Origin of the sequence: Bacillus sp. BR3(2024) (genome assembly GCF_039134555.1) — a bacterium.
Taxonomy (GTDB): domain Bacteria; phylum Bacillota; class Bacilli; order Bacillales; family Bacillaceae_G; genus Bacillus_A; species Bacillus_A cereus.
Genome location: NZ_CP152433.1, coordinates 793,736 through 815,778 on the forward strand (window position 1 = coordinate 793,736; position 22,043 = coordinate 815,778).

Consider the following 22,043-nt stretch of genomic DNA (forward strand, 5'->3'; position numbering starts at 1 on the left):
CGCTTAAGTTAGCGTCTCTTTCTTATTATAATGATTGTTTTAGATTGATTTTTCCTTGTTCACCTAAAACACCGTCAGCGATATTTACAGCGTGATCGCCAATGCGCTCTAAGTTACTTACCATATCGACGAAGATGATACTTGCATCACCTGAACAGCTGCGTTCGTTTAGACGTAATACGTGACGTTTACGAAGAACACGTTCCATTTGGTCGATTTTGCGTTCTTTGGCAATAACAGTTTGAGCTAGTTCAGTATCGAAGTTTGTTAAAGCTTCAACTGAGTCTTGCAGTGTTGAAATTGTTAACTCAAGCATTTCGTTTAATTCAGCTAATGCTTCATCTGATAGTGAAACACGGTTTGAAATTTGGAAATCTACAAGTTCTACAAGGTTTTCTACATGATCACCGACACGTTCAATATCTCCAACAACACCTGCTAAAACAGAATGTTTTTCAGAATCCGTAGGTGAAAGTGGCTTTTCTGATAGTAAAACTAAATACTCGGTAATTTTTTTATCTAAATTGTTAATAGCTCCTTCTAATTGAGTAGCCATGTTTGCGTTTTTTTTGTCTTGTGTATTTAAAAATTGATTTGCTTCTTTTAATCCATGTAATGAGAACTCAGCCATACGGATAATCTCTTTTTGAGCTTCAGTTAAAGCGATGGCTGGAGATTGTTCAATAAAGATTGGATTTAAATGTTGTGGTTTGAAGTCAATCGCTGCATCTTCACCACGAATAATTTTTGTTACGATCCATGCTAACACTGCAATGAACGGGAATTGAATGATTGTATTTGTTACGTTAAATGTTCCGTGTGCAAATGCAATAGTCATTTCTGGATTCAAGTTTAATGATGTTTGGAAATATTGAATTAAACTTGTAAATGGTATTAATAAAATTGTAAAGATAATTGTACCGATAATATTAAAGATAACGTGAACTAATGCTGCACGTCTTGCTGCAATTGAAGTACCGATTGCTGCTAATACAGCTGTAATTGTTGTACCGATGTTATCACCGAATAATACAGGAAGAGCTGCTTGTAAATCGATTGCACCTTGACCGAATAGTTCTTGTAAAATACCGATTGTTGCACTTGAACTTTGTACAATTAAAGTAAAGACTGTACCGACAACAATTCCTAAAATTGGATTATCACTCATGCTCACTGTTAATTCTTGGAATGATTCTAAAGAACGAAGAGGTTTCATACCTGCGCTCATTAATTCTAAACCGAAGAATAACATACCAAAACCGAATACAACTTGACCTACAGAATGTACTTTTTTATTTTTAAAGAAGAATAGTAAGATTGCTCCAACTGCCATAACTGGGAGAGCATATTCTCCGATTTTAATTCCGATAATAAATGCAGTAACTGTCGTACCGATGTTTGCACCCATAATAACACCGATTGCTTGTCTTAATGTCATAAATCCGGCACTTACAAGTCCGACTGTTAAAGCGGTTGTTCCTGAACTGGATTGGATTAATACAGTAACTAACATACCTGCTAGTACACCCATAAGTGGGTTTGTTGTAAAACGATCTAGAATATCGCGAAGACGATCTCCAGCTGCTTGTTGCAGTCCATCGCCCATGTATTTAATCCCGAATAAGAAAATACCTAATCCACCAATGAACTGGAAGATCATATCTTGAACATTATATTCCACGCATTCCACTCCTTAAATTTCATGTACGATGTAATTATTAACTGAACCTTGAGTCACTGTAAACGGTTTGCTAGTAAAATTTACACTAAATTTACAAAAGGAATAAAAGTTTACAATCCCTTAAAGAAACAACTGCATTTCATTGGTTTTTATCTTGTATAAATCTTAATTTTGTAAAGAAATCACACTTTTTAGAATAATGTTGTTCAGTCGAATATCAAGGAAAGCGTCTGCAAGTTCATCGTATATTTTTTGATGAACGTTAAAAAAATATGTAGAGAAATGCATGTAGTTTTAGAACAGCAAAATGAGGGAAAACAATTCTTTTAACATGATAAAAAAGCCACTGAATTATCCAGCAGCTTTTTCCGTGTTTTTATCGCCATGCTTTTGTTTTCTTATGCTTGTAATGTAAATGAAGAGAAAAGCAATAAGTAATAGAGAGGAGTAACGATATACAGTTGCATAGTTTGTAAAGTGAGCAATAAATCCAAAGATAATCGCTCCAGCGCCGATTCCAAGGTCAAATGCGGAGAAGAATGTAGCAGTTGCTACGCCGCGTCGATGCGGTGCTACGCGGTCAATCATCCATGCTTGTAGTGCAGGTTGAATCGCTCCAAAACCACTTCCGTAACATGCTGCAGCAATAATTAAGCTCGGAATTGTCGTCGTATACGACAATAAAATAATACCTGTAAACGTTATAATAACTCCCGGAATGATGACGAATGTATGGCCTTTCGCATCATATAGATTTCCAGATAATGGACGAGTCACAGCGATTGCTAGTGCGTTACATAAAAAGAAGAGACTAATATCAGCTATGCCGACTTCTGTAGCAAATAGTGTGATAAAACTTCCGATTCCTCCGTACATTAATGTAATACATAATATTAATAATGAAGGAAGTAAAGCTTTACGCTCAATAAATCCATCGAGAAAAGTACTAGATGATTGTTGTGGAGGCTGTTTCGTTTTTTGGATTTGAAGTAGTTTCGTTAATATTAATGAAACAATTGTGCACGATAATGCACATAAAAAAAGAATTGTGAAGTTATATGTTTGCATAAGCCATAGTCCGATAAGTGGACCGAGGGCCATTGCAAGTGTTCCAGAAAGACCAAAATATCCCATGCCTTCTCCGCGGCGAGCTGAGGGAATTAAATCAGAAACGACAGTTCCATATGTAGTCGTTGTAATACCGAAACCAGCTCCGTGCAAAATACGAACAGCAAGCAAGAGAAAAATAGTTGAGGCGAAAAGGTAACTGCCCATAGCGAGTAAACAGATAGCAGTACCGATCATTAAAATGATTTTTTTATTGAATTTTTGCAAGGCGTTCCCAGTTAGCGGTCTAACAAAAAGTGCCGCAACGGTAAACATGCCGACAACAAATCCGATATTTGAACTTGTGCCACCAATTTCTTTCACATAAACAGGTAAGGTTGGAATTAACATTTGAAACCCTAAAAACATACATAAGTTTGCAAAAATTAAAGCAACAAACTCTTTTGTCCATAACGGTTCTCGTTTTACGAGTATTGCTTCTCCCATATATTCATCCCCTATATAAAATTTTCTCTTTTCTTTCGAGTATATGTATTGGCCAATGCAACAGTCAAGGAAGGTGTCTTGAAAACGGATAACAATTTTTAAGGTGAAAAACTGACAAATTTGTGTAAAGGCTACACAACTATGAAAAAAAGATGTAAAGTATAGATGTATAGACTTGTAGGTGTTAAGAATGATAGAAATTGTTTTTTCTTTAAAGAAAGCGGATTCAAAGGAGTAGTGAACAAGAAGGGGATATATACTTTTTCACTACATATATTTGAAAAGGTTTACAATATGATGAAGAAAGAGGCGTGTACATATGAGACGATTAGGTATTTCTATTTATCCAGAACATTCAACAGTAGAGAAAGATAAGGAGTATTTAACATTAGCAAGTAAATATGGGTTTACACGTGTGTTCACATGTTTATTATCTGTGGATGGAGAAAAAGAGAAAATTATTGAAGAATTTAAAGAAACGATCTCACATGCGAATGCATTAGGGTTCCAAGTATTAGTGGATATTAGTCCATCTGTTTTTGAACAATTAGGTATTTCGTATAATGATTTATCATTCTTCCATGAATTGGGTGCGTACGGTATTCGTTTAGATGTTGGTTTTTCAGGATTAGAAGAATCAATTATGACTTATAATCCGTATGGTTTGAAAATTGAGATTAATATGAGCAATGGTACGAAGTATGTAGATAACATTATGAGTCATAGACCAAATCGTGAAAATTTAATTGGTTGTCATAATTTTTATCCGCATCGTTATTCAGGGTTATCATACGATCATTTCATTAAATGCTCGAAACAATTTAAAGATTACGGTATGAGAACGGCTGCTTTTATTTCATCATTTGATGCAACATACGGACCTTGGCCAGTAACAGAAGGGTTATGTACATTAGAGCAGCATCGTGAATTACCGATGACAACACAGGCGAAACATTTATTCGCGACGGAATTAATTGATGATGTTATTATTGCAAACGCATATGCGTCAGAAGAAGAATTACAAGCACTAGGTGCATTAAATAAAGAGAAACAAACATTTGATATAGAAATATATGATACAACGACAGAACTAGAAAGAATTATCGTATTAAACGAACCACATTTTTATCGCGGAGATGTATCTGAATATATGATTCGTTCTACACAAAGTCGTGTGAAATATAAAAAAGAAGAGTTTAAACCTCATAATACGCGTGAAATTAAGCGTGGGGATTTATTAATTGATAATGAACAATATGGTCAGTATAAAGGCGAATTACAAATTGCATTAAAAGATATGGTGAATACAGGAAAAACAAATGTAGTTGGTCGAATTGTAGAAGAAGAGATTTTCTTACTAGACTATTTACAAGCATGGGATAAATTCGGATTTACATTAAAGAAATAGAGAGAATATAAAGGGGAAAAACTACTGATTTCAGCAGCTTTTCCCCCTTTATATATAAAGAGCGAGAGGAAGAGCTATGACAAAGGTGCATCAGCGATTAATTTCTATTTTAGAGGAATTTTTAGAAGAGAAATCGATGTTAAATCGAGCTTTTTTAGCGGGCCGTTTACATGTATCGACGAAGACGATTCAAAAGGATATAAAATTATTAAATGATATATTGGAAGAAAACGGAGCGAAAATCGAATCGCAAAGAGGGACTGGGTACGAATTAGAAATTATACAAAAGAAGAAATTTGAAGACTTTTGTGTGAGTCTATTTCAAAAACAGACGGAAAAGATCCCAACTTCTTATGAAGAAAGAATAGCGTACATTCTGCAGCGTGTTTTAATGACAGAGGGATATGTGAAGCTTTCAGAATTAGCGGAAGAGATGTATGTGAGCAAATCAACGGTCAATTTAATTATGAAAGATGTTACAGATATATGTGGTCGCTATAAATTACAAATTGAGAAGAGACCGTATTATGGTATACGTATTGTTGGAGAGGAATTTAATATTCGTTCTTGTTTATCACAATATGGTTTACCGCGTTATGACCATACTCCGTTTCATGAGCAATTTGAGCAGACGGAGACATATTTATCGCTACCACATATATCACTCATTCGTTCAATTATATTAAAGTATATTGAAGGCGGAACAATATATTTATCTGATATAGAAATTGATAATTTAGTCATTCATATTGCAATCGCATTAAAGCGTTGTCAAAGTCAACATTATATGAAAGGACTGCATGCGGAGCAATCAGAACTTATAATAAAGAAAGAATATACAATTGCGAAGCAGATTTTAGGAGATTTAGAGAAAGCGTTAAAATTTTCATTTCCAGAAGAAGAAGTATTATATGTGACGATGCATTTATTAAGTACTGCTGTTACAACGAGAAATCGCTATGAAAATGTAGAAGAGCTATTAGGGAAAGATATATATGCATTTATGCAACATATTCTTTTTAAAGTAGCGGAAGAACGGAATCTTATTTTTTATTATGATGAAGAATTATTATTTGGATTTGGTATTCATTTAAAAACGTTATTAAATCGTTTGAAGTATAAGTTAAATACGAGAAATCCTCTTTTGGCAGAAGTGAAAAAGAATTATCCGTATGCTTTTGAAATTGCGATTCTCGTTGGAGATATCATTGGTGAATATACGGGTGAATCGATCCCTGAAAGTGAAATTGGTTATATTGCAATTCACTTCGGTGGAGCTATGAGCCGTTTGCAGGAGCAAAATCAAAAGAAAAGATGCTTATTAGTTTGTGCGACTGGTCAAGGAAGTGCCCAACTATTAAAATATAAAATTTTATCACAGTTCCGAGATAAATTAGAGATTGTAGGTATTACAGGCTATTATCAATTGAAAGTAGAAGATCTTTATAAAGAAAAAATAGATTGTATTATTAGTACGATTCATATACCGAGTGGCTTGCCTGTTCCAGTTATAAAAGTGAATTCAATATTTGATGATAAAGAGATTAAATCGATTGGTCAGCGGTTGTTTACGCATGTGAATACTAGTGTGCAGCCTTATATTAAGGAAGATTTAATCTTTTTAAATTATAGTGCTTCTACGAAAGAGGATGTTATTCAGTTTTTATGTGAGAAAGCTGCTGAGAAACGCTATGTACCAGAAAACTTTTATGCTTCTGTTATGGAAAGAGAAAATACGTCTCCGACAGCGGTTGGGAATTCAGTTGCAATCCCGCATCCGATGCAGTTATTAAGTGAGGAAACTTTTTTGATGTTTTGCACACTTGAAAAGGCTGTTGATTGGGGAGATAAAAAAGTACAAGTAATTATTTTATTTAGTGTAAAGCGCAATAATAATGAAGATTTGCAAAGGCTTTATGATTTTTTATATGATATTATGTCTAGTCAAACTACGATAGAGAAACTTACTCAGACCGAGGTAATTGAAGATTTTCAAGAGATTTTATTATCATTTTGAAAAAGTATATAAAAACTTCCGTTACATAACGGAAGTTTTTTATGTTTAATTGTATGCGTTTTCATAATAAGATGGAAATATAGAAAACATATAGCTTGGGGGAATTTAAAATGGCTGATATGCAAACTCCATTTGCGTTAATTTTACATGGTGGCAATGCGAGAAGTGCGGCGCTTGAAGCAATTGCTTTTGCAAGACAAGGAGATTTCGGGAATGCCGGTGAAAAGATGAAACTTGCTAGTGAGGAAATTTCAGCAGCGCATCGTATTCAAACGGATTTAATTCAAGAAGAGGCAAGAGGAAATCATGCAGAAATTAGTTTACTGTTGGTGCACGCACAAGATCATTTAATGAATGCAATTACAGTGAAGGAACTGGCTGAAGAATTTATTGCTCTTCATAAACGAGTAGAAGAGAAAGTGACCGTATAAGATGTACATTTTATTATGTTGTGCAGCAGGTATGTCAACGAGTATGGTCGTAAGAAAAATGCAAGAAGAGGCAAAGAAACAGGGGAAGAATTATAAAATTAAGGCAGTTGATTCAGAACTAGTGAAGCTTGAAATTAAGGAAGCCGATGTCGTTTTAATTGGCCCACAGGTGAAATATTTATTCCCAGCTGTAGAGTTTCTTGCAAATTCATACAATATACCTGTTGCAATTATAGACCAACGAGATTATGGCATGTGTGATGGTTTGAAGGTGCTTAAGCAAGCAGAACAATTAGTTTTAGCATAATTATATCTTTTTAAATATAAACATTATAATGTTATAAAGTTTATTTCATTCTTTTATAGTAGAGAGAAAGAGGAGGGCTATTGATGAATGGGTTTATGAGTTTTATGGAACAAAAGATTATGCCAACAACGCAAAAAATTGCAGGACAACGACATTTATTAGCAATTCGAAACGGGGTTATTTCTACATTACCGTTAACGATCGTCGGATCATTTTTTGTTATCTTTTTAAATTTACCAATTGATGCATATATGGAATGGATCGCACCGTTTCGTCATATTTTAGATATTCCATTTCGATTTACAGTAGGACTAATGGCATTATACGCAGCGTTTGGTGTAGGGGCTTCGCTCGCGAACTTTTATCAGCTCAATCAGTTAAGTGCAGGGTTATTATCTGTACTCGCCTTTTTACTAGCATCAGTTGAACCAATTCAAATTACGAAAGCTGTACCAGGTGTTATTGATGCAGGGAGATATATTTCAGTAGGAACATTAAGTGCAACGTCTTTATTCGGCGCAATTGTTACAGCATTAATTGCAGTAGAAATTTATCATTTTATGATTAAGCATAATATCTCCATTAAATTACCAGATAGTGTACCACCAGCAGTTTCAAATTCGTTTGCAGCATTAATTCCAACATTAGCAGTTATTCTTTTATTCTGGGGCATTCGCTACGGTTTGAAATTTGATGTGAATACAACGATCACATATTTAATCGCACCATTAAAATCAGTATTAGTAGGAAATAATTTATTCGGTGGTTTATTAACAGTATTCTTAATCGTGTTCTTTTGGTCATTCGGTATACATGGACCGGCGATTTTAGGACCAATTATTCGTCCGATGTGGGATTCAGCAATCCTTGAAAATATGGAAGTATTCACGGCTACAGGAAATGCACATGAGTTACCAAACTTATTTACAGAGCAATTCATTCAATGGTTTGTATGGATTGGCGGATCAGGTTCAACGTTAGCTTTAGTAATTATGTTTATGTTCTCTAAATCTAAGTTCCTAAAAGAGTTAGGTAGATTATCATTCGTACCAGGTTTATTCAATATTAACGAACCAATTATTTTTGGAGCACCGATTGTAATGAACCCAATTCTAATTATTCCGTTCGTTATTACACCGTTAGTGACAACGACAGTATCATATTTTGCAGTTGTTTCAGGTATGATTCCACTTATGATGGCGAAACTGCCATTTACGATGTTAGCACCAATTGCAGCGGTAATTAGTACGGACTGGACAATTATGGCTGGTGTACTTGTACTTGTTAACTTTGTTATCTCATTCGTTATTTACTATCCATTCTTCAAAATGTATGAGAAACAACAATTAGCAGGAGAGGAGAAAACAGAATGCTCGGAGCAATTATCATCTTAATTACATTCGTGGTCGGACAGTGTATTGCCCATTATTCGAAATGGGTACAAAGTAAATCTTTATTAGTGTTACTACTAGTATCAGTTTTATTTATCGGTTGTTCAATGGGTGCATATGTAATGTTAGGATTGCAATCACCGTACGTAATTATTGTACCGACAATTTTATGTGCAACGTGTTTATCTGCAAAATATAGATTTACGAGCATGGCATTAATACAACGTGTGAAGGAGATGCAAAAGCATGGAGCGTAAATTAGGAATTTCACTTTATCCAGAACATTCAACGAAAGAAAAAGATATGGCTTATATTTCCGCAGCGGCACGACACGGTTTCTCAAGAATATTTACTTGTTTGTTATCTGTGAATCGTCCGAAAGAAGAAATTGTAGCTGAATTTAAAGAGATTATCAATCACGCAAAAGATAACAATATGGAAGTTATTTTAGATGTAACTCCAGCTGTGTTTGATCAGCTTGGTATTAGTTATAGCGATCTATCATTTTTCGCAGAATTAGGCGCAGACGGTATTCGTTTAGATGTAGGTTTTGACGGATTAATGGAAGCGAAAATGACGAATAATCCGTACAGTTTAAAAATTGAGTTAAATGTAAGTAACGATATTGCGTACTTAGAAAATATTCTTTCGCATCAAGCGAATAAATCAGCCTTAATTGGTTGCCATAATTTTTATCCGCAAAAATTCACTGGTCTTCCATACGATTATTTCATTCGCTGTAGTGAACGCTTTAAAAAGCATGGTATTCGCAGTGCAGCCTTTATTACATCACATGTCGCAAACATCGGTCCATGGGATATTAACGATGGATTATGTACATTAGAAGAGCATCGTAATTTACCAATTGAAGTACAAGCGAAGCATTTATGGGCAACAGGGTTAATTGATGATGTCATTATCGGAAATGCTTATGCGAGTGAGGAAGAGTTAGAGAAACTAGGAAACTTAAATCGCTACATGTTACAGCTAAAAGTGCACTTTGTAGACGAAGCGACTGAAGTAGAGAAGAGAGCTACGCTGCAAGAATTACACGTAAGGCGCGGCGACATAACAGAGTATATGGTACGTTCTACAGAAGTACGTAAAAAGTACAAAGATTATGACTTCCCAGTGCGTGAAAGTGTGCTGCAGGAAAGAGGGCAAGTTGTAATTGGAAACAATTCATTTGGTAAGTATAAAGGTGAACTGCAAATCATTCTGAAAGAGATGCCGATAGATGAACGGAAAAATATCGTCGGTACAATTGCAGAAGAGGAGTTATTCTTACTAGATTATGTAGGAGCTTGGACGCAGTTTACTTGTGTGGAATAGGGAAGAGAAGGAGAGGATGCTGTGACATCCTCTTTTTTCTGTTGAAATAGTAATCTATCGTATATAGAATGCAAAGAGATAAACTTAATTTGGACGGGAGAGAAGGAGATGGAAGAGTATATAGATGATTTATTAAGGCGGATGGCTGATGAGGAAACAGAGATTTGGCATCGTGCGTATGATGAAGCAAAAGCGTTAAATGACTTATTAACTTTTCCTTATTTACAGCAGAAGGTAATCAAAGCAAAAAAGGTATCTATGAAGAAAGATATTTATTATTTAATGACGAAACTCGCCATCAATACGAAGGAAATCTATATTGCTGATTATCTTATAGATCGTTTGGAATGTGAACAAAGCCCGACTTTGTTAAGTGAACTGCTTAGTAATATTTATACATTGCCAGAAATAAGTAGTACAAATAAAATCATTCCGTATATTTATCATAAAAACGATAGTGTTCGTTATTGGGCAGTTGCTTCCTTAAAGTTATATAAATCGTTAGAAGCGGAAAGTGCGTTGCTAAAGTTGTTGGATACTGAAGAAAATAAAGATGAGATTACACATATTTGTTATACATTGTTTGAGATTGGAACGAAGCAATCGATTCTGCCGTTAACAAAGCTTTTATATAGTAATAGTGCCTATGTTCGTTCAACCGTTATTGAGGTTTTAGCAAAAATAGGGGGATCGGACTTACAAATAGTTTATATTGAAGCTTTACATGATAGAAATGTTATGGTGAAATATGAAGCTGTTCGAGCTATTTGTACGTATGGCGACGAAATGGCAATGAGAGCAATTTGCGAACGTGTGAATAAAATTGTTGCTAGAAGACGTAAAAATGAAGTAGAGCCTACGGATGAAGCAGAGATTATCATTGCTCTTCGTTTCTTACATAAGTTTGCTAATCATGAAGAAGTTTTAAAGATATTTGATAAGGTATACAAAAAACGTGGAAACTTGTTTATGTCGGAGAGGGAGTGGCTTCGAGACAATATTGCTTACTTTCAAGAGAAAGAAAGAATGTAATAATTATAGAAAAGGAGCCAGTCTCAACGATGAGACTGGCTCTTTTTTATAACTAGTTTAATACTTTAACTGTAACTGTTTTACGTCCCCAGCTACTTGATGAACCTTTATCTGGCATTAAAACGTCGATTTTATTACCTTTAATAGCTCCACCAGTATCACCAGCGATTGCTACTCCGTAACCTTCAACCCATACTTTTGAACCTAATGGAATGACACTTGGATCAACTGCAATTAGTTTCATGTTTGGATTAGCTGTTAAGTTGTGGCCTAAAGCTGATTTTACTTGGTCGCCTGCTTTATAACCATTTTCAAGTGGATCTGCTGTGTAAGCTGTTGCTACAACACGTAACTCACGAGAAGATGATGGTGTACTTGTTTCAGTTTCTTTTGCAACAGGTTGTTGTGTAGCTGGTTTTTGAGCTTTAGCCGCTTCTTGAGCCTTAGCCGCTTCACGAGCTTCAGCTGCTTCTTGAGCCTTAGCTGCTTCACGAGCTTCAGCTGCCTCTTGAGCTTTAGCTGCTTCACGAGCTTTAGCTGCTTCTTGAGCCTTAGCCGCTGCTTGAGCTTCAGCATCTGCTTGAGCTTTAGCTGCTTCACGAGCTTTAGCTGCCTCTTGAGCTTTAACTTCTGCTTGAGCTTCAGCATCTGCCTGAGCTTTAGCTGCTTCTTGAGCCTTAGCTGCTTCACGAGCTTTAGCCGCTTCTTGAGCTTTAACTTCTGCTTGAGCTTCAGCTGCTTCGCGAGCTTTAGTTGCTTCCACTGCTTTAGCTTTTGCTTGAGTTTCAGCTACTTCCTGAGCTTTAGCTGCTTCACGAACTTTAGCTGTATCTTGAACTGTAGTCGTTTTTTCAACTTTAGCTACTGGTTGAACTTTAACTGGTGCTTTACCTGTTAAGTAAGGAACATGAACATAAGCTGTTTTTCCGTTATATTCAAATTGAATCCAATCATTTTGTACTTGGTGTGTTGTTTCAATTACATCATCTTTTTTCAACTTACCAAGAATCTCTGAGTCTGTGTTTGCCCCAGCACGTACGTTTAATACGTTTGCTGTTACGTAGTAAGTGTCTTTTGTATAGTCAGCGCTTATGAAAGCTTCTTTACCGCTATTCAATTGAACTTTTGACCAACCATTTTCTGTATGTAAAACATTTACTTTATATCCATCTAATAATTTTCCTACAACTTTTGATTCAGTAGTTGGGTTTTCTCGTACGTTTAGTACGTCAGTCGTTACGATTGTTTCTGCTTTAGCAGATGTTGTGAAAATCCCAAGACCAAAAACCGCTGCTGTTGCTATACCCATAAATTTTTTCATAATAGCCTCCATTGCATTTGTTTTCGTTGACCTCATTATAGCAACCATTATTTTCTTATTTGCGAAAAACATAAAATTACAAAGCTTTCGTAACGGGGCATTAATATTCTGTAACAATTCCATAAATATCCTGATAGCGCTTCCTTGTTGTTTTTTGGCGTATTAGGGCATATGAAACACAAAATGAGTAGTATTTCAATTACTGTAACGTTAATAATGTTACGGTAATATTTCTTGATGATATCTATAGCGTTACAAAAATAGCTTATTTTACTGTTTGAATGGAAATTTAGTTATGAAACGATAATCTTTTTAGGCGTGAAAATATATAAATGAGGTGAAATTTAATAAAATATCGATATAATTGTTACAAAATCAGTCGAAGTATGGAAAAAATTACGCCTTGATTTTCGTCTGTTACATAGTATTTTTGCAATAATAGAATTAGATAATAGCCTTAGTACCTATAAATAATGAAGAGTATTAGAATGGTAGTTGTAACGTGAAACATATACAATAGAAGAAACTCAATTTAGTAGATAAATAAAAAACGCAGGAGTGTAAACTCCTACGTTTTTGTTTATTCATATCGTAAACATTCAATTGGATCCAGTTTGGCAGCTTTGTTAGCTGGTAGTAAACCGAATAGTATACCGATTAACATAGATAGGGCAACGGAGATAAGTCCTAGTTTTAGTGAAACGACAAGTGGCCATCCTGCAAACATTGCGACAATCCATGCGAAGAAGATTCCAAGCATAAATCCGACAAAACCACCTAATGCTGTTAAAATGCAAGCTTCGATTAAGAATTGCATTAATACTTTACCACGTGTTGCACCTAATGCTTTACGAATACCAATTTCGCGTGTACGCTCTGTTACAGATACTAGCATAATGTTCATTACACCAATACCACCTACAAGTAAGGAAATAGCGGCAATACCACCGAATACACTTTTTAATATACCTGTGAAGCTATCAATTTCTTTTAAGAATTCTTGTGGATCTGGTACTTCAAATTTACCTGAATGCTCTGGTTTTTTTGCTTCATTTAATGATTTTACAACTGCTTCTTGAACAGTTTCCTTATCTTGACCAGGAGCAATTTTTACCGTTACAGAATCGTAGTTGTTTTTCCCGAATAGTACAGGCCAGTTTTCTGCTGAAATGACACCTTCTTTAAATGTCATGCCACCCATCATTGCTTTTATTGAATATACGCCAACTACTTTGTATGGTGTACCTTTTATATCTACATATAAGTTTGGTTCCCATGAAGAATATAATTTATCAAAAGCATCTGTATTTAATACAATTGTGTGTTCAGGTCTGTCTAAATCAGCTGCTGTTAAAAATCTGCCGTGCTCAAGTTTGAATTTAGATGTATCTTCAAAATAATCACCTTTTGCACCGGTAATATCAAGATCTAATTCTTTTTTTCCTGCATATACTTTTTCTTTTCCTTTTACATCTGGATAAACTTCTTGCACACCAGAAATTTTGGATATACTTTCATACATGCTTGAGGAAATTTTGCCGTCCATATCTGAGTAATCTTCTGTCTTATAATTTACAGAAAACTGATCTTTTTTTTCATTCCCGATTTGTTCGCGGAACTTTGCGTTTGTTCCATCCCCAATCGAGATAATAGTAATGATGGCACTAACCCCAATAATAATACCTAGCATCGTTAATATAGAACGCATCTTATGAGCAAAGATAGAGGAAAGGGCCATGCGTATATTTTCACTCGTATTCAAAATTAACCTCTCCAATCTTGGACGATATTTCCGTCACGAATTACAATTTGACGTGCTGCAGCTTCCCCGATTTCACGGTCATGGGTAATCATAATGATTGTTGAGCCTTGTTTATTTAATTCGTAAAAGAGGTCCATAATTTGTGTACTTGTTTTCGTATCAAGTGCTCCCGTCGGTTCATCGGCTAAAATGAATTTCGGGTTATTTACGATTGCGCGGGCAACGGCGACACGTTGCTTTTGACCACCGGATAATTCGTTCGGTAAGTGAGTAGCGCGATCAGCTAAACCGACTTTTGTTAAAGCGGCTAATGAGCGCTCGCGTCTTTCTTTTTTATCGACTCCAGCGTAAATAAGAGGTAGTTCTACATTTTGAAGCGCTGTAAGTCTCGGTAATAACATGAAGTTTTGGAATACGAATCCGATCTCTTTATTACGTACGTGTGCAAGTTCTGTTTCAGTCATGTTTGAAATATTTTGACCGGCTAGTTCGTACGTACCTGTCGTCGGTTTATCTAAGCAACCGATAATGTTCATTAATGTTGATTTACCAGAACCAGAAGGTCCCATAATTGAAGTGAATTCTCCTTGGTTCAGTGTTACGTCAATTCCGTGTAATATTTGAACGGACTCTGCACCATTTTGGAAGGATTTCGTGATGCCTTTTAAGTTAATCACTGGGCGACAACCTCCATACCATCTTTTAAGTCTTTTTCAGGTTTAGAGATAATTTCCTCTCCTTTTTTCACTCCAGAAACTTTTGCTTCGCTATCAGTCTCGAATTCAACAGTAACTGCTTGTTCTTTCGCCTTACCGTCTTTTACAACGAAGACAACATTTTTGTCACCTTTTTTCACGATACTGCTTTTCGGAACAATTGTACCAGTTGCTTCGCCAGATTTACTTGTTACGTAAACGTGGAAGCCGTTTTGTAATTCGTCACTATTATCTAATGTGACAGTGAATTGATAGTTAGAAACAGTTTTATTTTCATCCATGCTCTTTAATGGTGTAGAACCGATTTCTGTTACTTTTCCTGTCCAAGTCTTACCAGCGACAGTTTTTGACGAAACAGTTACTTCTTGCCCAACTTTCATACTAGCAAGCTCATATTCAGAAATTTGACCTTTTACTTTAAATTGACCAGCGTGACGAAGAGTAATTCCGCTCATACCTGTTTTTTCGTCAGCAGTTTTTACGATATCATCAATTACGCCATCAGCAGGACTTGTTACAGAAAGATTGTTTACTTTCTCTTTTGCTGCTTTAATCATTTCATCAGCTTTTTCAACTTCAAACTTTTTCATTTCAATTTGTGATTCTAATTGCCCAACTTCGGCTTCTGATGCTTTTAATGCTTCAGCAGGAAGGCCTGAATTTTTATCTTTTTGTAATTTTTGTTTCGCTACATCAATTTGTTTTTGGAGCAACGTTACTTCTTTTTGTGCGATTTTCTTTTGCATTTCTGCTTCTGTTACACCTTGTTTCGCAGTCGGATCATTGTATTTAAATAGAAGCTGACCTTTTTTCACTTCATCGCCTTTTTTCACAGCTAATTCATATGTTCCTTTTGTTGGATCGAATGAAATAGTTTCAATTCCATTTGGAATAACTTCGCCACCAAATTTTTGCGCGTTTTGGATTTGTTTTTCGGTTACTTTATATCCGCTATATGCCATTGCTACATCTGAACCGCCACCAGCAAATGCAAAGTATGATCCAGCTGCAATTCCGATTGCTACTACACTAGTAATTAACACTTTATTTTTCTTCTTCATCTATTTATCACCTTTTCGTTCGTTTTAGTATCTACATTAAGTATAGAAGAGGTAAAGAATCTGACAAATCGTTTTAGCTTACAATAACCTTACAGTTTTGTAAGGTATGAATATGTAAATGTAAGGTAGAGGTTGTCCTAGTGTAAGCAAATGAATTGACTCGTCGTTTCTTTCTTACAATAATATTGTATGGAGGAAAGGAGGAAGGAAGATGGAAGCTTATTTTAGCGCACACCCATTAAAACCATTTATTCCATACTCAAGGCAACATGCCCTTATATTATTTATTATGTTGGTGGGGATATTTTTTCTGTATCAATACCAAGATGTATTACGTCAAAGTGAGTGGAATATAACGGTTCGATATGCAATTGCATTTTTATTTATAGGTAGTGAAATTGGGCTTCATATGTGGGAGTGGAAAGCGGGGATTTTTGAGCTAGCTACTTCATTACCGTTTGAATTATGTACGATTAGTTTATTATTAGCGTCGATTATGATCGTAACGAAAAGTTACCGCATATATGAGATTGTATTTTTCACGGGAATTATTGGTGCATCACAAGCTATTTTAACGCCAAACTTGCAGTATGCTTTTCCGCATTTTCGTTTCATTGAATATTTTATCGCGCATATATTGCTCATTTGGGCACCACTCTTTATGACTTGGGTGGAAGGCTATAGACCGACCTTGCAATCTATTAAGCGTACGATGATATTTTTAAACATATTGATTCCGCTTGTTTCGTTTGTGAATTATAAAACAGGCGGTAATTATATGTTTTTAGCTCATAAGCCAGAAACAGCTTCATTACTCGATATGTTAGGACCGCATCCTTACTATATTATTTCATTAGAACTCGCAGCGCTTATTGGGTGTTTTATTTTGTATATGCCGTTTGCAAAAAGAGAAAGGCATGCGCATAAAGAATCACTAGGATCATAACCTAGTGATTTTTTGTGATTGAATATTTACAATTCAGAAAATTAAGAATAAAATTAGAGAGTAAAATATAAAGAGAGAGAAGGGAAAACGTGGTCAAAAAAGTTTTTCTGAATGGGATGGAAGTGACAATTCAATTTATTATTTCGATTTTGGGGATTATTATGTTAGGGGCTCTGCCGAAATTGTTTTATGGATTTAAGCTGGATGTATCAAAGTACATACAGAGTTTAAAAGAAGTGTTTGTGAACTTAATGGATATTTCCAATTTGCAATATGTGAAAGGTAAATTTTTATTTCCGCAGCTGTTCGTCCATTATAAAGAAACGATTATTATTTTTTTAGCTGCTTTTTTTATTTCATTATTTGTAGCATTTTGTATTGTTTATGTAATTATGAGTAGTTCACCGCGTATACAACATCGAATTAAATCATTTCTTATCTTCCTAGAATCTATTCCAGATATCCTTCTTATTTTAGTATCACAAATTTTAGTTATATGGTTTTTTAAACAAACAGGTTTTTTACCTTTTCAAATTGCTTCAATTGGAGGCGAGTCAATTAGAGGATTGCCGATACTTTGTTTGAGCATCCCGACTACGATTATGTTTGTAAAAATGGTCGTGCTTCGTTTTGAAAATGAACTAGAAAAAGATTATGTACTATTTGCTAAGGCGAAAGGGCTGGGGCGCTTTCATATTTTAAATCGTCATATTTTACGAAATGTGTTGCTTAGTACATTATTCTTTGCGAAAACGAATATCTTTTTTATGTTATCTAATTTATATATTATAGAATGGATTTTTAATACGGGTGGTATTTTTATGTTTTTGAAATCTTATTTTGGTATTAGAGTTGAGGTTTTCATCGTTAGTGTGCTTCTTATATATATTCCGATTTTTATTTTATTTAAATTGTTTCATTATCTCATTCCGGCTGCGATGAAGGAGAGATTATAATATGTGGACGTATATAAAACGTGATAAAAGATTTTGGATAAGCATTGGGTTTCTTCTCCTATTAGTTCTTTTGAGCATCGGAAATACGTTATGGAATGATGGACATATTAGACAAGTTACATTGCAATATGATGCGGATGAAAATCCACAAGTGCCACCGTTTTCACCTTCATTCCAATTTTTACTCGGGACAGATCGGAAAGGATACGACCTTTTACATTTAGTTATTGAAGGCGCGAAGTGGACGATTGGTATATCTATTTTAATTGCGGCACTTAGAATGGTAATAGGTGTGTTTTTCGGTGTCGTACTCGGAACGTATATAAAAAGAGGATTTTCAAAAATTGAGGCTTTCTTTGATAGTTTTACAGTTATTCCGACAGTTATGATTGCGTATTTTTTTCTTCAATCTGCAAATGCATTTGGAAGCGGGGAGGAAACAACAACCTTTTTTGAAAGGGCTTCGTTTCAAGTTGTCTTACTTGTAATGCTTGTAATGCCAGTTATTGCACTGTATGTTGCGAAGGAAGTTCGTAAATTGCGAACGGAGGAATTTGTTGATGCCGCACGCATATTAGGTGGATCGAGAAGACATATTGTTATAAAGCATCTTTTCCCGCACCTTTATATGACGTTTATACTTGTATTTTTTCAGCAGTTTACGCAGACTCTTACTATTTTACTGCACTTAGGGTTACTAGAAATATTCTTTGGCGGAACGGTTAAGTTTTTAGGACCGATAGAAGAAATAGAATCTTACACACATGAATGGTCAGGGCTAATTGGAGTCTATTTTAGATCTTTAACAGTGCATCCATGGATTCCTCTCGTCCCAATTACATTTTTCGGGCTTACCATTTTTTCAGGAAATATGATTGTAAAAAGTCTAGAAGAGGCGATGTTGAAAGTTCGATTAGGGGGAGAGATAAAGAAGGAAGTTGTAGAAGAGGAACAATCTGCTGTACAGTCAAAGGAAGAGTTGTTTACGTTTAAACATACGATGTGAAGAGAAAAAGAAGCAAGCATGGATTTCATGCTTGCTTCTTTTTACTTTGCAGAAACTTCACCTTCAGCTTCTGTTTGCGGAATAAAGTATCCGATTATACCACCAATTATTGCTGGAACGATCCAGCCGATTCCTAAGTTATAAAAAGGAATCGTGTGTACGATATTAGCGATAAAACTTGGTATCATTCCCACATTATCAAGTGCATGAATACAGCTAATAATGAATGCTGCGATCATTGCTCCGATGTAGACAGAAGGTTTACGTTTCGTATATTTATCGATAAATGATACGAAAATTAAAATGATTGTAATTGGGTACAAAATAATTAATACAGGTAGTGTGATTTTAATTAATAAGCTTAATCCTAAGTTTGAAATAACGAAACTAAAGATACAAACGTATAGTACGAGCTTTTTGTAAGAAACATTTGTTAATACTGTTGCGAAATAGTTGGCGAATGCACTTACAACACCAATTGCTGTTGTTAAACAAGCGAAGATAATGGCGATACTTAATAAAACATTACCGCTTGTCCCAAAGAATTGGTACATAACAGTTGCTAATAGTTGACCACCGTTCTCGAATTGTCCCAAGTTTCCGTTTGAAGCTCCGATATAACCGAGTAAGAAGTAAACAATTGTTAAGAATAGAGCAGCGATACTTCCGCAAATGATTGTATATTTCGCGATAGATTTCTTCTCTTGTATACCGTTTTGACGAATTGCATTTACAACAATTGTTGATAGTACGAGAGCGCCAATTGCATCTAACGTTAAAAATCCTTCAAGAAATCCTTTGAAAAACGGGATGTCTTTATAGTCACCGATAGGCTCTGCAAACGTTCCTGGTGAAAGAATCGCTTTTGTTGCCATAATTGCAATAATTACAAGTAAAATTGGCGTTAATATTTTACCGATATGATCTACTAGCTTGGATGGATTTAATGATAAGAAGTAAACGACTGTAAAGAAAATCGCACTAAAAACTAACATAGAATACCATTGATCTGGGAAAAGTGGTGCAATCCCAATTTCATAAGATACAGATCCAGTTCGTGGAATAACAAATAGTGGGCCGATTGAAAGATAAATAATGATAGCGAATACTGCTGCGAATTTTGGATGAACACGGCTCGCTAAAGTGTTAAAACTACCACCAGCAAGGGCAACAGCAACGATAGCAAGTAAAGATAAACCGACGTCTGTAATAATAAACCCTGTAATGGAAACCCACATATTTTCTCCGGAAGAAAGGCCAAGAAGGGGCGGGAAAATCATATTACCAGCACCGAAGAAAACTGCGAAGAGTAATAAACTAATCGAAAGTATTTGCGCTGGTTTCAAAGTTGTACGCATATAAAGAAAATCCTCCTAATGAGTATTTTTGTCGAAAATTCAAATAATTTGTCGAGTAACTGTTATTATTTTAAAGGTCTGATGACTAGAAAGCAATAGGGAATTTTGAAAAAATTAAAAAATAATGCATTAAATCGAATAAATATACTATTTGTATGTTTAATAGGAAGGATTTAACTTTTAACGTAAAAAAAACACATATCGCTAGGATACGTGTATTAAAAATATATTTTTCTATCGCGTTCTTCTTTTAAAATTTCAACCGCTTCTCGGAAACGTTGTGAATGGACAATTTCTCGTTCGCGTAAAAAGCGTAAACTGTCATTTATGTCGGGATCGTCAGATTGGTTGATAAGCCATTGATATGTGGCACGCGCTTTTTCTTCAGCCGCAATATCTTCGTATAGGTCGGCAATTGGATCACCTTTAGCTTGTATATAGGTTGCAGTAAATGGAACACCAGCTGCGTTATGGTAATGAAGTGCGCTGTCATGATCGACGTAATGAGGGTCGAGACCAGCTGCCTTCATCTGTTCAGGAGTCGCATCTTTTGTCAGCTTATAAACCATCGTAGCAATCATTTCAAGATGCGCAAATTCTTCTGTACCAATATCGGTAAGGAGGCCAATGACTTTATCCGGGATTGTATAACGCTGATTTAAGTAACGTAGTGCAGCAGCTAATTCTCCATCTGCACCACCGTATTGCTCAATTAATAATTTTGCAAGTGCTGGATTACAAGTTCCTACTTTAACAGGGTATTGTAATTTTTTTTCATAAATCCACATAGTTTCTCTCCTTTATATTTGCCATGGCCAAGGACCTTTGCTCCATTCCCAAGGGGCATTAGAATAGCTATTTCCATACTGTTGAAGCGGTCCATATTTTTCTTCCATCTGTTGTTTTAATACTCTTCGTTTATAGGAAAAATCATTAAATTGGTTAATAGCTGCTGTATCGTCTGGGTGGGTGTCTAAGTAAAGGGTTAGTTCAACTAATACAAAGTCTAATTCTTGGAGATTCTCTAAAAGTCGATAATACTCTTCTGGTAGTGGCTGGTTCACGTCAGTAGTCACCGCCCTTTTTTATAAGGATTTTCGTAATAATCATAAAAGATAGGCCATAAGGTTCCTTTTTGTAGTGCTTCTTTCGGTGAGAATTGTGGTAAATTTGGCGGTTGAAAACCTAAATATAAATTAGGAGGGGTAGAGTAATATTTTTTACCAATAGGAGGACAAGGATCTTGAGGACTATGATATGGCACATATGATTTCATATATTTATCCATTAATAAACCTCCCTATATTCTTCATCACTACGTATTGTATTCAGACATAATAGGCCTTTATGACACATATAAAAAAGTAATAGGTACGGGGGGAATGAATGTGGAGAATGTGAAACAATTCATTGTATTGGAAGTGAAAAACTTAAAGGAAACTTTGTATTTTTATGAAGGGATTTTAGGAATCAAGCCTAGTTTAGAAAGACCCCAATTAGATGTAACAGGGGTTTGGTATGATGCTGATTCAATGAGAGTTAGTTTTGTAATGAATCGTAGTTTGGGTGGGCGTGAGAAGAGTGTTACGGATTCGGTTGATGTACTAATGTTTTCAATTTCTAACATAGAGAACTTAAAGAAGAGGTTAGTGTTTTATAAAATTGCATATACAGAAAACAAAAGTGAGAAGAGTATTGTAGTACAAGACCCAGATGGATATAAAATTCAAGTGATAGAGAAGGACGAATAAACGGAGGGGATTT

General features: G+C 35.3%; 22 protein-coding genes. 12 read left to right on the plus strand and 10 right to left on the minus strand.

The genetic code is table 11. From position 1 onward, the window contains the following. Positions 1–25: 25 nt before the first annotated feature. Together V7S45_RS04115 and V7S45_RS04120 are read right to left on the minus strand one after the other, a co-directional pair. On the minus strand, positions 26–1,681 hold the full coding sequence (locus V7S45_RS04115; RefSeq protein ID WP_342761664.1) for a Na/Pi cotransporter family protein: 1,656 nt from the start codon (positions 1,679–1,681) through the stop codon (positions 26–28). 351 nt (positions 1,682–2,032) lie between these two features. After that, positions 2,033–3,235, minus strand: coding sequence for an MFS transporter (locus tag V7S45_RS04120; protein ID WP_025689765.1), 1,203 nt, complete (start codon positions 3,233–3,235; stop codon positions 2,033–2,035). 319 nt (positions 3,236–3,554) lie between these two features. Between V7S45_RS04120 and V7S45_RS04125 the strand changes: the two genes are divergently transcribed. The 8 genes from V7S45_RS04125 to V7S45_RS04160 all read left to right on the plus strand — a co-directional run bounded on the left by V7S45_RS04125 (position 3,555) and on the right by V7S45_RS04160 (position 11,153). Further along, the gene (locus V7S45_RS04125) at positions 3,555–4,643 is read left to right on the plus strand and encodes a DUF871 domain-containing protein (RefSeq protein ID WP_001253349.1); all 1,089 of its coding nucleotides are present in this window, start codon (positions 3,555–3,557) and stop codon (positions 4,641–4,643) included. Positions 4,644–4,719: 76 nt separating this feature from the next. Further along, positions 4,720–6,660 carry a PRD domain-containing protein gene (locus V7S45_RS04130; RefSeq protein ID WP_025689763.1) on the plus strand — a complete coding sequence of 647 codons (1,941 nt, stop codon included), beginning with the start codon at positions 4,720–4,722 and terminating at the stop codon, positions 6,658–6,660. Positions 6,661–6,770: 110 nt separating this feature from the next. Further along, complete coding sequence (locus V7S45_RS04135; protein ID WP_000774631.1) at positions 6,771–7,091, plus strand: PTS lactose/cellobiose transporter subunit IIA; 321 nt, start codon at positions 6,771–6,773, stop codon at positions 7,089–7,091. 1 nt (position 7,092) lies between these two features. Next, positions 7,093–7,398 (plus strand): PTS sugar transporter subunit IIB, encoded by a 306-nt coding sequence (locus V7S45_RS04140; RefSeq protein WP_000275642.1) that lies wholly within the window; start codon positions 7,093–7,095, stop codon positions 7,396–7,398. Between the two features lie 83 nt (positions 7,399–7,481). Beyond that, positions 7,482–8,792 carry a PTS transporter subunit EIIC gene (locus V7S45_RS04145; RefSeq protein ID WP_025689758.1) on the plus strand — a complete coding sequence of 437 codons (1,311 nt, stop codon included), beginning with the start codon at positions 7,482–7,484 and terminating at the stop codon, positions 8,790–8,792. Next, positions 8,768–9,046 (plus strand): hypothetical protein, encoded by a 279-nt coding sequence (locus V7S45_RS04150; protein WP_000900048.1) that lies wholly within the window; start codon positions 8,768–8,770, stop codon positions 9,044–9,046. Before V7S45_RS04145 ends, V7S45_RS04150 begins: the two co-directional genes overlap by 25 nt. Continuing rightward, positions 9,036–10,121, plus strand: a complete 1,086-nt coding sequence (locus V7S45_RS04155; RefSeq protein WP_342761665.1) for a MupG family TIM beta-alpha barrel fold protein — start codon at positions 9,036–9,038, stop codon at positions 10,119–10,121. Before V7S45_RS04150 ends, V7S45_RS04155 begins: the two co-directional genes overlap by 11 nt. A 108-nt stretch (positions 10,122–10,229) precedes the next feature. Then, positions 10,230–11,153, plus strand: coding sequence for a HEAT repeat domain-containing protein (locus tag V7S45_RS04160; protein WP_025689754.1), 924 nt, complete (start codon positions 10,230–10,232; stop codon positions 11,151–11,153). Positions 11,154–11,205: 52 nt separating this feature from the next. Here the strand turns inward: V7S45_RS04160 and entC are convergent, their stop codons facing one another. The 4 genes from entC to V7S45_RS04180 all read right to left on the minus strand — a co-directional run bounded on the left by entC (position 11,206) and on the right by V7S45_RS04180 (position 16,013). Further along, on the minus strand, positions 11,206–12,597 hold the full coding sequence (gene entC / locus V7S45_RS04165) for a cell wall-binding protein EntC (protein ID WP_025689753.1): 1,392 nt from the start codon (positions 12,595–12,597) through the stop codon (positions 11,206–11,208). Positions 12,598–13,054: 457 nt separating this feature from the next. Further along, complete coding sequence (locus V7S45_RS04170) at positions 13,055–14,236, minus strand: ABC transporter permease (RefSeq protein WP_001097727.1); 1,182 nt, start codon at positions 14,234–14,236, stop codon at positions 13,055–13,057. A gap of 2 nt (positions 14,237–14,238) precedes the next feature. Further along, positions 14,239–14,913 (minus strand): ABC transporter ATP-binding protein, encoded by a 675-nt coding sequence (locus tag V7S45_RS04175; protein ID WP_000609104.1) that lies wholly within the window; start codon positions 14,911–14,913, stop codon positions 14,239–14,241. Beyond that, positions 14,910–16,013 carry an efflux RND transporter periplasmic adaptor subunit gene (locus tag V7S45_RS04180; protein WP_025689750.1) on the minus strand — a complete coding sequence of 368 codons (1,104 nt, stop codon included), beginning with the start codon at positions 16,011–16,013 and terminating at the stop codon, positions 14,910–14,912. The genes V7S45_RS04175 and V7S45_RS04180 overlap by 4 nt, the downstream gene beginning before the upstream one ends. A gap of 211 nt (positions 16,014–16,224) precedes the next feature. On the opposite strand from V7S45_RS04180, the gene V7S45_RS04185 reads away from it, so the two are divergent. From V7S45_RS04185 to V7S45_RS04195, 3 genes are all read left to right on the plus strand, one after another. Further along, entirely contained in the window at positions 16,225–16,959 is a 735-nt protein-coding gene (locus tag V7S45_RS04185; protein ID WP_000388698.1) for a TIGR02206 family membrane protein, read from the plus strand. Between the two features lie 89 nt (positions 16,960–17,048). After that, positions 17,049–17,915, plus strand: coding sequence for an ABC transporter permease subunit (locus V7S45_RS04190; RefSeq protein ID WP_000239670.1), 867 nt, complete (start codon positions 17,049–17,051; stop codon positions 17,913–17,915). Between the two features lies 1 nt (position 17,916). Beyond that, on the plus strand, positions 17,917–18,921 hold the full coding sequence (locus V7S45_RS04195; RefSeq protein ID WP_000269966.1) for an ABC transporter permease subunit: 1,005 nt from the start codon (positions 17,917–17,919) through the stop codon (positions 18,919–18,921). A 41-nt stretch (positions 18,922–18,962) separates the two neighbouring features. On the opposite strand, the gene brnQ is transcribed toward V7S45_RS04195, so the two are convergent. From brnQ to V7S45_RS04215, 4 genes are all read right to left on the minus strand, one after another. Beyond that, on the minus strand, positions 18,963–20,279 hold the full coding sequence (gene brnQ / locus V7S45_RS04200) for a branched-chain amino acid transport system II carrier protein (protein ID WP_001260934.1): 1,317 nt from the start codon (positions 20,277–20,279) through the stop codon (positions 18,963–18,965). Positions 20,280–20,497: 218 nt separating this feature from the next. Beyond that, positions 20,498–21,067: a spore coat protein CotJC gene (cotJC, locus tag V7S45_RS04205; protein WP_000265278.1), complete on the minus strand. Its 570-nt coding sequence runs from the start codon at positions 21,065–21,067 to the stop codon at positions 20,498–20,500. Between the two features lie 12 nt (positions 21,068–21,079). Continuing rightward, positions 21,080–21,355: a spore coat protein CotJB gene (gene cotJB / locus V7S45_RS04210; RefSeq protein WP_002157501.1), complete on the minus strand. Its 276-nt coding sequence runs from the start codon at positions 21,353–21,355 to the stop codon at positions 21,080–21,082. After that, positions 21,352–21,567 (minus strand): spore coat associated protein CotJA, encoded by a 216-nt coding sequence (locus V7S45_RS04215; protein ID WP_000362187.1) that lies wholly within the window; start codon positions 21,565–21,567, stop codon positions 21,352–21,354. The genes cotJB and V7S45_RS04215 overlap by 4 nt, the downstream gene beginning before the upstream one ends. A gap of 34 nt (positions 21,568–21,601) precedes the next feature. Here V7S45_RS04215 and V7S45_RS04220 point away from each other — a divergent pair, with 34 nt between their 5' ends. After that, a complete protein-coding gene (locus tag V7S45_RS04220; protein ID WP_162837398.1) occupies positions 21,602–22,030 on the plus strand; it encodes a VOC family protein in 429 nt (142 codons plus the stop codon). Positions 22,031–22,043 lie beyond the last annotated feature (13 nt).